The sequence below is a fragment of the Pseudomonas sp. C2B4 genome (genome assembly GCF_013359695.1).
GTDB lineage: Bacteria > Pseudomonadota > Gammaproteobacteria > Pseudomonadales > Pseudomonadaceae > Aquipseudomonas.
The window spans coordinates 1-13,270 of record NZ_JABFMU010000035.1 but is presented as its reverse complement, the minus strand read 5'-3'; the positions used below and the strand labels follow the sequence as shown (position 1 = coordinate 13,270).

Below are 13,270 nucleotides of genomic sequence, written 5' to 3'. Positions count from 1 at the left end.
TTTGTGGACACCGGTCGGGCGCAGCGCTGCATCAGGCGATGGGCGACTTGTGGATAAGTCTGCCGTTAACGGTTCAACACGCTGCGAGTCTTCAACTCGCACTCGAACAAAAATTCAAAGGCCTCGATCTGCCGCAGTGCGTCGCTCATGCGCGCGCCCCAGGTGTAGAGGCCATGGCCGCGAATCAGGTAACCGACGCAATCGGGATGGGCGTCGAGCCAAGGCTGCACCTTGGCGGCGAGCCGCGCAATATCCTGATCGTTGTCGAAAATCGGCACCCGCACCCGGGATTCGTGGGTCGACACGCCGCTGAAGGCTTTTTGCAGTTCGTAGTCTTCGAACTCGATGAAATCTTCCGGCGTCAGCCGCGACAACACCGTGGCATTCACCGAATGGGTGTGCAGCACCGCGCCGATTTCCGGGCGCCAGCTATAGAGCTGCGTGTGCAGCAGGGTTTCGGCGGACGGTTTCTTGCCCGGCTCCAGGCTGTTGCCCGAGAGATCCGTGGCGAGCACATCATCCAGTCCCAGCTGGCCCTTGTGCTTGCCGGACACCGTCAGCAGGGCTTCGGTCGGCGACAGTCGGGTCGAATAATTGCTGCTGGTGGCCGGCGACCAGCCGCGGCCATACAAAAAACGCCCGGCGTCGATGATTTCCTGGGCGAGGTGTTCACGGGTAAGGCTCATGGCCTGTCCTCTTGCATACGTGTGGCAATGATAACGGCAGCCGCGAGGGCTGCGAGACTGGCAATACTAAAGGTCCATGCCGCGCCGAGGGCATTCCAGCTATAGCCGGAATACAACGCGCCCAACGCACCGCCGGTGCCGGCCAGCGCGGCGTACAACGCCTGGCCCTGCCCTTGCTGGCGCGCGCCGAAGCTACGTTGCACGAAGGAAATGGCAGCGGCGTGAAAGCTGCCGAAGGTCGCTGCGTGCAGGACCTGGGCAAACAGCAAAACCCAGAGGAACTCGGCAAGCGACCCCAGCAGCACCCAACGCAGTGCCGCCAGCAGAAAACTCGCCAGCAGCACCCGGCGCAACGAGAAGCGCGCCAGAATCCGACTCATGGCCATGAACATCAGCACCTCGGCCACCACGCCAACGGCCCAGAGCATGCCGATCACGCCACGGCTGTAACCCAGGCGTTCAAGATGCAGGGTCAGGAAGGTGTAATAGGGTCCGTGGCTCATCTGCATCAGCGCCACGCAAGCGTAAAACGCCAACACCCCGGGGCTGCGTAACTGTTTGAGGAACCCCTCCCCCGTCGGTCGGTTGCCTTGCGCCGGTTGCGCGTTCGGCACCCACAGGCTGCTCAGGACTATCCCGGCCATGATCAGCACCAGCGCCGCTGGGTAGATATCCAGACTCAGCCATTCGAACAGGCGCCCGAGCGCGACCACAGTGATGATGAAACCGATGGAGCCCCACAAGCGGATCTGGCTGTAGCGTGAGGTCTGGCCCTGCAAATGCGCCAGGGTGATGACCTCGAACTGCGGCAACACCGCATGCCAGAAGAACGCATGCAAGGCCATGACCATGGCCAGCCAGGCGTAGGTCTTGCTGACGAAAATCAGCGAGAACGTCAGCAGTGTGCAGACCGCGCCGAAGCGCACGATGGCCAGCCGCCGGCCGGTGTAGTCGCCGAGCCAGCCCCAGATGTTCGGCGCCACGCAGCGCATCAGCATCGGGATCGCCACCAGTTCACCGATGCGCGCCGGGGAAAATCCCAGATGATCGAAGTACAGCGCCAGAAACGGCGCTGTCGAACCGAGCAAGGCGAAATAGAACAGGTAGAAACTGGAAAGCCGCCAGTACGGGAGCGCCGCCACGCCCGTCAGACCGCAGCGGCTTTGTTGTCAGCCATTAAAGCTGACCCAGCACCGGCGTGCTCACACGCACATCGGCGTTCTGCCCGCGGTGACGCAGCAGGTGATCCATCAGCACGATGGCCATCATCGCTTCGGCGATCGGCGTGGCGCGGATGCCGACGCACGGGTCGTGACGGCCCTTGGTGATGACCTCCACCGGATTGCCATGGATATCGATGGAGCGGCCCGGCGTGGTGATGCTCGACGTCGGTTTCAGCGCCAGATGCGCGACGATCGGCTGACCGGACGAGATGCCGCCGAGAATGCCACCGGCGTTGTTGCTGAGGAAACCTTCCGGGGTCATTTCATCGCGGTGCTCGGTGCCGCGCTGGGCGACGCTGGCGAAACCGGCGCCGATTTCCACGCCCTTGACCGCGTTGATGCTCATCAGCGCATGGGCCAGTTCTGCGTCGAGGCGGTCGAAGATCGGCTCACCCAGGCCCGGCATCACGCCTTCGGCCACCACGGTGATCTTCGCGCCGACCGAATCCTGGTCGCGGCGCAACTGATCCATATAGGCTTCCAGTTCCGGCACTTTATCCGGATCAGGGCTGAAGAACGCGTTCTGCTCCACCGAATCCCACGTCTTGAACGGGATTTCGATCGGACCGAGCTGGCTCATGTAGCCGCGAATGACGATGCCCTGGGTGGCCAGGTATTTTTTCGCAATGGCGCCAGCGGCCACGCGCATGGCCGTTTCACGGGCCGAGCTGCGACCGCCGCCACGGTAATCGCGCTCGCCGTATTTATGGTGGTAGGTGTAGTCGGCGTGGGCCGGGCGGAACAGATCCTTGATCGCCGAGTAGTCCTTGGACTTCTGGTCGGTGTTACGGATCAACAGGCCGATGGCGCAACCGGTGGTGCGACCTTCGAAAACCCCGGAAAGGATTTCGACTTCGTCGGCTTCCTGGCGCTGGGTGGTGTGGCGGCTGGTGCCGGGCTTGCGCCGGTCCAGGTCGCGCTGCAGATCTTCCAACGAGATCTCCAGGCCCGGCGGGCAGCCATCGACAATGGCGACCAACGCCGGACCATGGCTTTCGCCAGCGGTGGTGACAGTGAACAGCTTGCCGTAGGTATTGCCGGACATGCAGGACGCTCCGTGAAATCGAACCCAAATACGTAATGGCCGCCAGTATACGCAGGCTACCCAAGTAGTTCATCCTCGAACCTTACGGGTGCCTGTGAGTCCAACACGCATCCTGTTGATGATGGCGTGATGATGCTGCGAGTTTTGATCTTGAGCCTTACCCTGATGTCCGGCTTCGCCCAGGCGACAGTCCTGCAACGACCGATTTCCCTGGACACCGGCACCGGCGAGCTTTTCGGCTCGCTGTTGCTGCCAAAGTCCGACAAACCGGTACCGGTTGTCCTGATCATTTCCGGCTCCGGTCCTACGGATCGCGACGGAAACAACCCGGACGGAGGGCGCAACGACAGCCTGAAACGCCTGGCCTGGGTGCTGGCCAAACACAACATCGCCAGCGTGCGATACGACAAACGCGGCGTGGCGGCGAGCCTGGCGGCCACCCCGGACGAACGTAATCTGTCGCTGCAAGCCTATGTAGCCGACGCCGAGGCCTGGGGCCGGAAACTCAAGACCGACCCGCGTTTTGGCCCGTTGATTCTGCTGGGCCACAGCGAAGGCGCACTGATCGCCAGTCTTGCCGCGCCGAGCGTCGATGCGGCGGCGGTGATTTCCCTGTCCGGCAGCGCCCGCCCCATCGATCAGGTACTGCGCCAGCAGTTGAGTAATCGCCTGCCGCCGCCCCTGATGCTGCGCAGCAACGAGTTGCTCGACAGCCTCAAGGCTGGAAAAACCGACGACAACGTACCGCCACCACTGCAGGTGATTTTCCGCCCGAGCGTGCAGCCGTACCTGATTTCATTGTTCCGCGTGGACCCGGCGGCGGCCTTCGCCCGGTTGAAAATGCCAGCGCTGATCATTCAGGGCAGCAACGATATCCAGGTCGGTGTCGACGACGCTCGCCTGCTAAAAGCGGCCAAACCGGACGCCGAACTGGCGCTGATCGACGGCATGAACCATGTCCTGCGCATCGTGCCCAACGACATCAAACGCCAGTTGGCCTCCTACAAGGATCCGAATTTGCCGCTGGCGGCGGAACTGGGCGCGCGAATCATCGGATTTATTGACGGACTTCGCGCCAGTTAAGCGGTGATTACCCTCCAGTCCTGAAAAAAACGGCCGATAAGCCTTTGTCGCCAGCGCACTGGCTGGCGACAAGCTGAGCTTGGACAGGATCTCGCCGTTATGACCGATACCCCGACTTCACCCGACACCACCGCTGAAAAAGACGCACCGCCAGCGGTCGAGCTGCCATGGGCGGACGTCCGCGTCGAGCACCACAAGATGCTCCGCCTGGCGCCATTGCAGACCGATCGCAACACCGGCGGGCGGCCCTTGCGCTTTGTCGAATTCGGTTACGCCGAGCGCAACGACAAGCAACGCAGCCTGATGCGCATGTCCATCTCCCTGCCTGGCCAGCGCGTGCGCAAGGAACAGAATCATCTGGACGTGTGGGTCGATCACACCGAAAAACGCGTGCACTTCAGCCCGGACAGCGGCCTGCAGATCGAACCGCTGAACCGTGGCATCGGCCGTTTCATCGCGGCACAAGGCATTACCTGGGCGAAGAAGCGCTGGCCCGCCTACACCGTCGACGCCATTGACCTCAACAACAAGGACGCACTGAACGAAGACACACGCCTGCGCCGCGATCACTTTCTGCGCGTGCACGGTTTCGATGTGGTTTACGCCGACGCCCAGCATTTGAAGGGCCGTGTCGACGAGGTTCAGGTCGGCGACCTGCTGGGCGACTGGAACACGGAAAAACTGCAAGTCGTGGAAATTCTTGAAGCCGCGCAGATGCTGCAGCAGGCCGAACAGAACCTGGCCGAGCAGGAAGTCAAACTCAAGAAGCACGAAGAAAAAGTCAGCAAGTACAAGCGGGAAGACGCGGGATTGCGCTTCACCATTACCTGCCTGGTGGCGTTTGCGGTGTTTCAGGCGGGGTTGTTGATCTGGATTGCGACGCACCGTTGACAGCTTGAAACCGCGGCGCGGCTATTCGCGAGCGGGCTCGCTCCCACATTGGATCTGTGTCGTTCACAAATCCCCTGTGGGAGCGAGCCTGCTCGCGAAGCTTTTTGACGGTTAAACGCGGGAAGCGAACAGCGCCTGATGATCCCGGCACTGCTCGGCCGTCAACATGAACACGCCATGCCCGCCACGCTCGAACTCCAGCCAGGCGAAGTCGACTTCCGGGTACAACGCTTCGACGTGCACCTGGCTGTTGCCCACCTCGACAATCAGCAAGCCCTTCTCGGTCAGGTGATCCGCTGCTTCGGCGAGCATGCGTCGCACCAGGTTCAAACCATCGTCGCCGCAAGCCAGGCCCAGTTCCGGTTCATGCTGGTACTCGTCGGGCATGTCGGCGAAATCTTCGGCGTCGACGTATGGCGGGTTCGACACGATCAGGTCGAAGCGCTGCCCCGGCAAACCATCGAAACCATCGCCCTGCACTGTGTAGACCCGCTCATCGACGCCATGGCGTTCAATGTTCTGGTTGGCCACTTCCAACGCTTCGAACGACAGATCGGCCAGCACCACTTCAGCGTTCTGGAACTCGTAGGCGCAGGCGATACCGATGCAACCTGAACCGGTGCACAGGTCAAGGATCCGCGCAGGCTCAGTGCCCAGCCAAGGGGTAAAACGGTTTTCGATCAACTCGCCAATCGGCGAACGCGGAATCAGCACGCGCTCATCGACGATGAACGACATGCCACAGAACCAGGCTTCGCCCAGCAGGTAGGCCGTCGGCACGCGCTCTTCGATGCGACGCTTGAGCAACTGCTGCAAGTGCACCAATTCGTCTTCTTCCAGATTGCAGTCGAGGTAGCTGTCAGAAATTTCCCACGGCAAGTGCAGCGCACCCAACACCAGTTGACGGGCTTCGTCCCAGGCATTGTCGGTCCCATGGCCGAAAAACAGATCCTCCCCATGGAAGCGGCTGACGGCCCAACGGATATGGTCACGCAGGGTACGAAGGCGGGAAGTGATCACGACGGCAAACTCCAGAAAAATCGACGGGCGATTCTACCAGCCAAACGTCGCCACGACGACGCAGGAAAAACACCGGAGCAAATGTAGGACTATTCTATTTTTCTCACCTGATATTGAACAAAACGGACGACTTGACAACGCTGCACGCCAGTAACGACGGTGCCTACGATGGAAGCGATTCACAGAAGCGCTCAGCCAGAGGACAATGTCGCAAAAGCCCCACTCCAAGGAGCCCCAGAATGTCCGTTCCACAAACGATGTTTCAACTCAGCGGCCGCGGTTATGCAGCAGCCAAACTGAGTCATGCGACCCTTATCATCATCGATGCCCAGAAAGAATACCTCAGCGGTCCCCTGGCCCTGAGCGGCATGGATTCGGCTGTCGCGAACATCAAGAAATTGGTGACTGCTGCCCGTGCGGCCGGTCGGCCGATCGTACATGTCAGCCACCTCGGCACCGTCGGGGGGTTGTTCGACCCTCGGGGTGAGCGTGGACAGTTCATTCCCGGGCTGGAGCCGCTGGCCGGCGAAATCAAGATTGAAAAGATCCTGCCGAGTGCATTCCATGGCACGGACCTGAAGAAACGCCTGGAAGAGTTGGGTTCGGTGGATCTGGTGGTGTGCGGTTTCATGAGCCATTCCAGTGTCAGCACCACGGTACGGGCAGCAAAAAACCTGGGCTTCCGTTGCACCCTGGTGGAAGACGCCTGTGCCACCCGCGATCTGCCGTACAAGGGCGGCGTCCTGAGCGCCGAGGATGTGCAGCGGACCGAAATGGCGATCATGGCGGACAACTTTGCCGCCGTCGCCCAGACCAATGATCTGGTCTGAACAACGATTAATGAGCGGTCCATGCCGCCGCTCATCCGTAAAAGCCTCTCATTAGCTGCAATTGTCTTAGCCTCAGGAACATCCCGGTCAACTTCCGGTCGAAGGGCCGATACCCATTGAGGAAGGTCGGAATGAAGTTATCCGATGGTTTTGACGCTCGCCGCTTGCGGCCCAAAGGCCAACGCAACTGGCGTTTTCGAATCGGCGCGGCGTTCGCTGCGCTGCTGGCAACCTGCGGAGTGTTGCTCGCCATGGCCGGCGTCGCCGCCCTGCTGGGTCACGCACCTGCCCTGGGCGAGATGAACACCAACCGCGTCGGTGCCGCGGTAATTCTGGTGATTGGTCTGTTCGTGCTGTACCTCGGCATATGGATGTGGCGTCGCTGCCGGCGCCGCTCACGGCAGTCGCAGCAGCTCAACATGTCCCCGCACCTGATGAAAAAACACGACTGATTTCAAGGACGCGGACCAGCGCCGCGCGTTTTGTCGTGCCCCGATTCGCCCGGAGTTGGGTAAACTGGCCGCCCTTCGCGGAGGCTGACATGCAAGACGACGATTTTTCCCTGTTCAAAAGCGCGATCCAAGGCGTAAAGCCGATCAAGCACGATCGCGCCGAAACCGGCAAACCCAAAGCTGACCGCGCGCAGATCGCCAAGCTGCGACAGGCCGCCACCGTGCGCACCGATGCGACCACCGTCGACGGACTGTCCGATCAGTTCGTCATTGACGTCGGGCCGGAAGACGAACTGATGTGGGCCCGTGACGGCGTGCAGGAAAGCCAGATGCGCAAGCTCAAGATCGGCCAGATTCCGTTCGAAGGCAGCCTCGACCTGCATGGCATGAACGTGGAAAAGGCCCGGGAAACCCTTTGGGCGTTTCTGGCCGAAGCCACCAAATTCGAAATCCGCTGCGTGCGCGTCACCCACGGCAAAGCGGTGCGCCTGGACGGCAAGCGGCCGATGATCAAAAGCCACGTCAACACCTGGTTGCGCCAGCATCCTCAGGTGCTCGGCTTCACCTCTTGCCAGGCGAAACACGGCGGTGCCGGCGCGGTTTATGTGATGCTCAAACGCACCATGATGGAAGGTCGCGACGAGTAAAGCTGATGCATCACGCTTGCAGCGTCGTGTCCGCCACCGTACCCTTGTTCTTTGCGTAAAATCCCACAGGTAGTTTCATGTCCCTGGAACAGAATTACACCGCGATCCTCGGCCAATTGGGCGAGGACGTGTCCCGCGAAGGCCTGCTCGACACGCCAAAACGTGCCGCCAAAGCCATGCAGTACCTCTGCCGCGGTTATGAGCAGACGCTTGAAGAAGTCACCAACGGTGCCTTGTTCAGCTCCGACAACAGCGAAATGGTGCTGGTCAAGGACATCGAGCTGTACTCGTTGTGCGAACACCACCTGCTGCCGTTCATCGGCAAGGCTCATGTCGCCTACATCCCGAGCGGCAAGGTATTGGGCCTGTCGAAAGTCGCGCGGATAGTCGATATGTACGCCCGCCGCCTGCAGATCCAGGAAAACCTCAGCCGCCAGATCGCCGATGCGGTCCAGCAGGTGACCGGTGCCCTGGGCGTGGCAGTGGTGATCGAGGCCAAGCACATGTGCATGATGATGCGCGGTGTGGAAAAGCAGAATTCGACGATGATCACCTCGGTGATGCTCGGTGAGTTCCGTGAAAACGCGGCGACTCGCAGCGAATTCCTCAGCCTCATCAAGTAATTCGCCACACGAAGAAAACCGGCATTCATCGCCGGTTTTTTTTCGCCTGTGAAAAATCAGGTAAGCTGCGCGACTTTCTTCATTCGCCCCGTGAGGCTTACAACGTGTTCGTCAAAGCGCTTCGTGTCGGCCTCGGCCAACTGATCATCTTCATCGACTTCCTCACTCGTCCCGGCAAGAAGCAGCGCCCCGCCGCCGCTCAGGCCCAGGTCGAAGCCGCCGCCAAGGGCCTGACCCTGTATCAATTCCATGCTTGCCCGTTCTGCGTGAAAACCCGCCGCACGCTGCGTCGCCTGAACGTACCGGTAACCTTGCGCGATGCGAAGAACAGCGAACAGGATCGCCAGACCCTGCTGGAGCAAGGCGGCAAGATCAAGGTGCCGTGCCTGCGCATCGAAGAAGATGGAAAGACCACCTGGATGTATGAGTCCAAGGTGATCATTGATTATCTGGATAAGCGTTTTGCTGCTGTCTGATGGTTTTGTGGTGCGCTGACTGACGCCTTCGCGAGCAGGCTCGCTCCCACATTGGAATGCGGTCAACTGTGGGAGCGAGCCTGCTCGCGTTGAGGCCATCACAAACACCACAACTCTCGGACAAAAATAAACCGGCCCAATGGCCGGTTTATTCGTTTCTACCCTGCCCTCACGCCGCCTTCGCCGCCTGAGCCTGTCGCACCACCGCCGCCAATCGCTTGAGCCCTTCATCCAGTCGCGCCGGTTCTATGTGGCTGAAGTTCAAACGCAAATGCCCGTGATGGTTGTCCGGCTCAGGGAAAAACGGCTCGCCCGGCATGAACGCCACATCATCGGCCAGCGCCGCATTGAGCAACGTCCGGGTATCCAGGGGCTGCTTGAGCGTCAGCCAGAAAAACAGCCCGCCCTCGGGCACGTTCCAATCCGCCAGGTCGGAAAAGTACCGTTCCAGAGCGGCCTGAAACGCATCGCGACGCTGCCGATAGAAGTCGCGCAACTCACTCAGATGCTGCTGGAATGGCTCGCTGCCAATCCATTGCAGCGCTTGCCACTGGCCGACCCGATTGGTGTGCAGATCCGCCGATTGCTTGAGCTTGAGCAGGTGCGGGAACAGGTCCGGGCTGGCGATCAGATACCCCACGCGCAACCCCGGCAGCAGGGTTTTCGAGACCGTGCCGGTGTAAATCCAGCTGGCTTTCTTCAGGCGCCCGACAATGGGTCTGGCGCTGCCGCCATCAAAGGTCAACTCACGGTAGGGCTCGTCCTCGATCAGTGTCACGCCGAATTCGTCCAGCAACGCGGCCACGGCTTCGCGCTTGGCTTCGCTGTAGCGCACCGCTGACGGATTCTGGAAGGTCGGGATCAGGTAGATGAACGCCGGACGGTGCTTCTCCAGGCGCAAACGCAATTGCGCCAGGTTCGGGCCATCGGCCTCCAGCGGCACGGTGAGGCAATCGGCGCCAAACAGCTGGAAGATCTGCAGCGCCGCCAGGTAGGTCGGCGCTTCGAGGAGGACCTCGGTGCCCTTGTCGATGTAGAGCTTGGCCGCCAGATCGAGGGTTTGTTGGGAGCCGCTGACCACCAGCACCTGACTCGCCTCGCAGGGAACGCCCAACGCCCGCGCCTGGGCGGCCAGGGCTTCACGCAATGCCGGCTCGCCTTCGCTCATGCCGTATTGGCCCATGGAGGCAGGCATGTCGGCCCATTCGACCTTGGGCAACATGACTTCGGCCGGCAGCCCCCCGGCAAACGACATCACTTGCGGGCGCTGGGCGGCCGCGAGGATTTCACGGATCAAAGAACTTTTAAGGCGCGAGACACGTTCGGAAAAAGCCATGGGGATCACCGGTAGCGAAGCCAGAGAAAAATGAGTCAAACTTGTTGACCGAAATTACGTCAGCCCGAAGGGATACGTCAACATGCTTGACCTTAAAAACCCGATTTCCCAGCAACAGGCCATGGAAGCGTTTTTCTTCGGTTACCAGGCCTTCACCGCCAAAGCCGATGAAATGCTGGAGCGTCGCGGCTTGAGCCGGGTGCATCAGCGCATTGTGTTTTTCATCGCCCGTTATCCGAGCCTCAGCGTCAAGGAGTTGCTGGAACTGCTCGGCGTGACCAAACAGGCGCTGAACATGCCGCTGCGCCAGTTGCTGGAAATGCATCTGGTGAACAGCGTCGCGTCCGAGACGGACAAGCGAAAACGACTGCTGGAACTGACCGATGAGGGCGCGCGGTTTGAACAGGCGCTGCGCCGTGAGCAGGTGAAATTGCTGGAGCGGGTGTTTGCCGAAGCCGGGGAAGCAGCGGTGAATGGCTGGCTGGCGGTGAATCTCGCGCTTGGTGAGAACCAACAAAAAATCTGAGTACCACAAAACCATCGCGAGCAGGCTCGCTCCTACAGGTGACCGCATCCCCCTGTGGGAGCGAGCCTGCTCGCGATGGCGTCCTGTCAGGTGATATATCCCAATCACCAAACTTTTCGTCGACAAAATCAAAAACATTATTTGCTTTATTTGTATACAAAAGCATAATCCACTTCGTGCGAGTTCTTGACCAAGCAGTCAGGAAATTCGCAAGTGCCTCAAAGGGCCGCTGCCACCCCCCTCGGGTCCGGCCCTGGAAATAAAAATAAAACTCTTGAGGAGTACTCGCTGTGGAAAGCCGCAAATCCGAAGCATCGACGCTGGATCTCTCGCCGCCTTTACGCAATGGCTGGCTGGAGCGCATCTTTAAACTCAGCTTGCATGGCACCACGGTGAAGACCGAGCTGATTGCCGGTCTGACAACCTTCATCACCATGGCTTACATCATTTTCGTCAACCCCAACATCATGGCGGATGCCGGGATCGATCATGGCGCGGCATTCGTCGCCACCTGTATCGCCGCTGCGCTGGGTTGCCTGTTGATGGGCCTGTACGCCAACTGGCCGGTCGGCCTGGCACCGGGCATGGGCCTGAACGCGTTCTTTACCTACACCGTGGTCGGCACCATGGGCTACAACTGGGAAACGGCCCTGGGTGCGGTGTTCGTATCCGGTGTGCTGTTCATGATCCTGACTTTCTCCAGGATCCGCGAATGGCTGCTCAACAGTATTCCGGTCAGTCTGCGCTTCGCCATGGGCGCCGGCGTCGGTCTGTTCCTGGGGCTGATCGGCTTGAAAACTGCCGGTATCGTCGTCGATAGCCCGGCAACCCTGATCAAACTCGGTTCCCTGCGCGAGCCTGGCCCGCTGCTGGCAGCCGTGTGCTTCCTGATGATCGCGATCCTCAGCTACCACAAAGTGTTCGGCGCAATCCTCATCAGCATCATCACGGTGACCCTGGCCGGTTGGGGCCTGGGCCTGGTGCATTACGAAGGAATCATGTCGGCCCCGCCAAGCCTGGCACCCACCTGGATGGCCATGAACGTCGCCGGCGTGTTCAACGTCAGCATGATCAGCGTGGTGCTGGCCTTCCTCTTTGTGCACATGTTCGACACCGCCGGCACACTGATGGGTGTCGCCCAGCGCGCCAACCTGGTAGGCGCTGATGGCAAGATCGAAAACCTCTCCCGCGCCATGAAAGCCGACAGCGCGTCCAGCGTATTCGGTGCGGTGGTCGGTGTTCCTCCAGTAACGAGCTACGTGGAAAGTGCCGCTGGCGTAGCGGCGGGTGGTCGGACTGGTCTTACCGCCGTGACCGTAGGTGTGCTATTTATTGCAGCCATGTTCTTCGCACCGCTGGCCGGGATGATCCCTGCCTATGCCACCGCCGGTGCGCTGATTTATGTAGCCATGCTGATGATGGGCGGCATGGCGCATATCGAATGGGACGAAGCGACCGACAGCATTCCGGCGATCGTCACCGCGATCATGATGCCCCTGACCTTTTCGGTTGCCGACGGTATCGCGCTGGGCTTCATCACCTATGTGGCGCTGAAGGCCGGCACCGGCAAGTACAAGGAAATTTCCGTGAGCCTGTGGGTGCTCTGCGCGATCTTCATCGCCAAGTTCATCTTCTTGTAAGCGGTACAGGATTCAAAACAGCCTCACCCCGTCGGGTGAGGCTTTTGTGCAAATGGAGGAAAGTGATGAGTCTGGAAACCTGGCTGCTGTTCAGCGGCGCTGCGTTGGTTGTGATCCTGATCCCGGGGCCACTGTCCTTGCTGATGATCAGTAACAGCCTGAATTACGGGTTGCGCCGTTCCTACCCGGCGTTTCTCGGGGGCGTGATTGCTTCGATCTGCCTGTTGAGCGCTTCGGCGCTGGGCCTGGGCGCATTGCTGCTGGCATCGGAACAACTGTTCAGCGTGCTGAAAATCGTCGGTGCGCTGTACCTGTTCTACCTCGCCTGGCAGAGCTGGCAGCAATCGCGTCAGCCATCCCACGGCGCCGAGGTGCCCCAGGCGGCGCCAGTGCCGCGTTTTCGCGCACTGTTCGGCCGCGCCTTCATGCTGGGCGCCAGCAACCCGAAGGACATCCTGTTCTTCGCCGCCTTCCTGCCGCAGTTCTTGAGCGCCGAGCAACCGTTCCTGCCGCAGCTGCTGGTGATGATCGCCACCTGGACCGTGCTGGACCTGCTGTGCAAATTGGCCTACGGCCTGGGCGCCCATGGTGCGGCGCGGTATCTGCGCAGCGGCAAGGGGCAGAGCTGGTTCAACCGGGTAAGTGCCGGGTTGTTCAGTGGTGCGGGTGCAGCCTCTCTGTTGAGCCGCTGACAGCAAAAGCTTCGCGAGCAGGCTCGCTCCCACATTGGAATGCATATCTCTGTGGGAGCGAGCCTGCTCGCGAAGGCGTCAGCACACGCCCCACTTTTCG

General features: G+C 60.5%; 15 protein-coding genes. 10 read left to right on the top strand and 5 right to left on the bottom strand.

Annotated features, from left to right (window positions below; translation table 11 throughout):
* Window positions 1–65: 65 nt before the first annotated feature.
* Genes HNQ83_RS20430 through aroC form a run of 3 tightly spaced genes read right to left on the bottom strand, consistent with a single transcriptional unit; the run spans window position 66 to window position 2,954 of the window.
* Window positions 66–686, bottom strand: coding sequence for a methylthioribulose 1-phosphate dehydratase (locus tag HNQ83_RS20430; protein ID WP_175390606.1), 621 nt, complete (start codon window positions 684–686; stop codon window positions 66–68).
* Window positions 683–1,828 carry an MFS transporter gene (locus tag HNQ83_RS20425; protein WP_175390605.1) on the bottom strand — a complete coding sequence of 382 codons (1,146 nt, stop codon included), beginning with the start codon at window positions 1,826–1,828 and terminating at the stop codon, window positions 683–685. The genes HNQ83_RS20430 and HNQ83_RS20425 overlap by 4 nt, the downstream gene beginning before the upstream one ends.
* Before the next feature lie 34 nt (window positions 1,829–1,862).
* Window positions 1,863–2,954 (bottom strand): chorismate synthase, encoded by a 1,092-nt coding sequence (gene aroC / locus HNQ83_RS20420; protein WP_175390604.1) that lies wholly within the window; start codon window positions 2,952–2,954, stop codon window positions 1,863–1,865.
* Window positions 2,955–3,083: 129 nt separating this feature from the next.
* Between aroC and HNQ83_RS20415 the strand changes: the two genes are divergently transcribed.
* Window positions 3,084–4,037 (top strand): alpha/beta hydrolase, encoded by a 954-nt coding sequence (locus HNQ83_RS20415; RefSeq protein WP_175390603.1) that lies wholly within the window; start codon window positions 3,084–3,086, stop codon window positions 4,035–4,037.
* Between the two features lie 99 nt (window positions 4,038–4,136).
* On the top strand, window positions 4,137–4,928 hold the full coding sequence (locus HNQ83_RS20410) for a hypothetical protein (protein WP_175390602.1): 792 nt from the start codon (window positions 4,137–4,139) through the stop codon (window positions 4,926–4,928).
* Between the two features lie 111 nt (window positions 4,929–5,039).
* Here the strand turns inward: HNQ83_RS20410 and prmB are convergent, their stop codons facing one another.
* Complete coding sequence (gene prmB / locus HNQ83_RS20405; RefSeq protein ID WP_175390601.1) at window positions 5,040–5,948, bottom strand: 50S ribosomal protein L3 N(5)-glutamine methyltransferase; 909 nt, start codon at window positions 5,946–5,948, stop codon at window positions 5,040–5,042.
* 239 nt (window positions 5,949–6,187) lie between these two features.
* Here prmB and HNQ83_RS20400 point away from each other — a divergent pair, with 239 nt between their 5' ends.
* From HNQ83_RS20400 to HNQ83_RS20380, 5 genes are all read left to right on the top strand, one after another.
* Window positions 6,188–6,778, top strand: coding sequence for a cysteine hydrolase family protein (locus tag HNQ83_RS20400; protein WP_175390600.1), 591 nt, complete (start codon window positions 6,188–6,190; stop codon window positions 6,776–6,778).
* Window positions 6,779–6,909: 131 nt separating this feature from the next.
* Window positions 6,910–7,230, top strand: coding sequence for a hypothetical protein (locus HNQ83_RS20395; protein WP_175390599.1), 321 nt, complete (start codon window positions 6,910–6,912; stop codon window positions 7,228–7,230).
* A gap of 89 nt (window positions 7,231–7,319) precedes the next feature.
* Window positions 7,320–7,877 carry a Smr/MutS family protein gene (locus HNQ83_RS20390; protein ID WP_095059191.1) on the top strand — a complete coding sequence of 186 codons (558 nt, stop codon included), beginning with the start codon at window positions 7,320–7,322 and terminating at the stop codon, window positions 7,875–7,877.
* Between the two features lie 77 nt (window positions 7,878–7,954).
* Window positions 7,955–8,500, top strand: coding sequence for a GTP cyclohydrolase I FolE (gene folE / locus HNQ83_RS20385; protein WP_007988130.1), 546 nt, complete (start codon window positions 7,955–7,957; stop codon window positions 8,498–8,500).
* A 104-nt stretch (window positions 8,501–8,604) separates the two neighbouring features.
* Window positions 8,605–8,976 carry a glutathione S-transferase N-terminal domain-containing protein gene (locus HNQ83_RS20380; protein ID WP_175390598.1) on the top strand — a complete coding sequence of 124 codons (372 nt, stop codon included), beginning with the start codon at window positions 8,605–8,607 and terminating at the stop codon, window positions 8,974–8,976.
* A gap of 169 nt (window positions 8,977–9,145) precedes the next feature.
* Here the strand turns inward: HNQ83_RS20380 and HNQ83_RS20375 are convergent, their stop codons facing one another.
* A complete protein-coding gene (locus HNQ83_RS20375) occupies window positions 9,146–10,312 on the bottom strand; it encodes a PLP-dependent aminotransferase family protein (RefSeq protein WP_175390597.1) in 1,167 nt (388 codons plus the stop codon).
* A gap of 82 nt (window positions 10,313–10,394) precedes the next feature.
* On the opposite strand from HNQ83_RS20375, the gene HNQ83_RS20370 reads away from it, so the two are divergent.
* From HNQ83_RS20370 to HNQ83_RS20360, 3 genes are all read left to right on the top strand, one after another.
* Window positions 10,395–10,838, top strand: coding sequence for a MarR family winged helix-turn-helix transcriptional regulator (locus HNQ83_RS20370; protein WP_175390596.1), 444 nt, complete (start codon window positions 10,395–10,397; stop codon window positions 10,836–10,838).
* Between the two features lie 290 nt (window positions 10,839–11,128).
* On the top strand, window positions 11,129–12,478 hold the full coding sequence (locus HNQ83_RS20365; protein ID WP_175390595.1) for an NCS2 family permease: 1,350 nt from the start codon (window positions 11,129–11,131) through the stop codon (window positions 12,476–12,478).
* A 65-nt stretch (window positions 12,479–12,543) separates the two neighbouring features.
* Window positions 12,544–13,170 (top strand): LysE family translocator, encoded by a 627-nt coding sequence (locus tag HNQ83_RS20360; RefSeq protein WP_175390594.1) that lies wholly within the window; start codon window positions 12,544–12,546, stop codon window positions 13,168–13,170.
* The last annotated feature ends 100 nt before the right edge of the window (window positions 13,171–13,270 follow it).

Bases quoted from the DNA above. Each gene is read 5' to 3' on its own strand.
- aroC (WP_175390604.1), bottom strand. From the start codon at position 2,954: ATGTCCGGCAATACCTACGGCAAGCTGTTCACTGTCACCACCGCTGGC.
- HNQ83_RS20390 (WP_095059191.1), top strand. From the start codon at position 7,320: ATGCAAGACGACGATTTTTCCCTGTTCAAAAGCGCGATCCAAGGCGTA.
- folE (WP_007988130.1), top strand. From the start codon at position 7,955: ATGTCCCTGGAACAGAATTACACCGCGATCCTCGGCCAATTGGGCGAG.
- HNQ83_RS20360 (WP_175390594.1), top strand. From the start codon at position 12,544: ATGAGTCTGGAAACCTGGCTGCTGTTCAGCGGCGCTGCGTTGGTTGTG.
- HNQ83_RS20415 (WP_175390603.1), top strand. From the start codon at position 3,084: ATGATGCTGCGAGTTTTGATCTTGAGCCTTACCCTGATGTCCGGCTTC.
- HNQ83_RS20370 (WP_175390596.1), top strand. From the start codon at position 10,395: ATGCTTGACCTTAAAAACCCGATTTCCCAGCAACAGGCCATGGAAGCG.
- HNQ83_RS20375 (WP_175390597.1), bottom strand. From the start codon at position 10,312: ATGGCTTTTTCCGAACGTGTCTCGCGCCTTAAAAGTTCTTTGATCCGT.
- HNQ83_RS20430 (WP_175390606.1), bottom strand. From the start codon at position 686: ATGAGCCTTACCCGTGAACACCTCGCCCAGGAAATCATCGACGCCGGG.
- HNQ83_RS20400 (WP_175390600.1), top strand. From the start codon at position 6,188: ATGTCCGTTCCACAAACGATGTTTCAACTCAGCGGCCGCGGTTATGCA.
- HNQ83_RS20395 (WP_175390599.1), top strand. From the start codon at position 6,910: ATGAAGTTATCCGATGGTTTTGACGCTCGCCGCTTGCGGCCCAAAGGC.
- HNQ83_RS20410 (WP_175390602.1), top strand. From the start codon at position 4,137: ATGACCGATACCCCGACTTCACCCGACACCACCGCTGAAAAAGACGCA.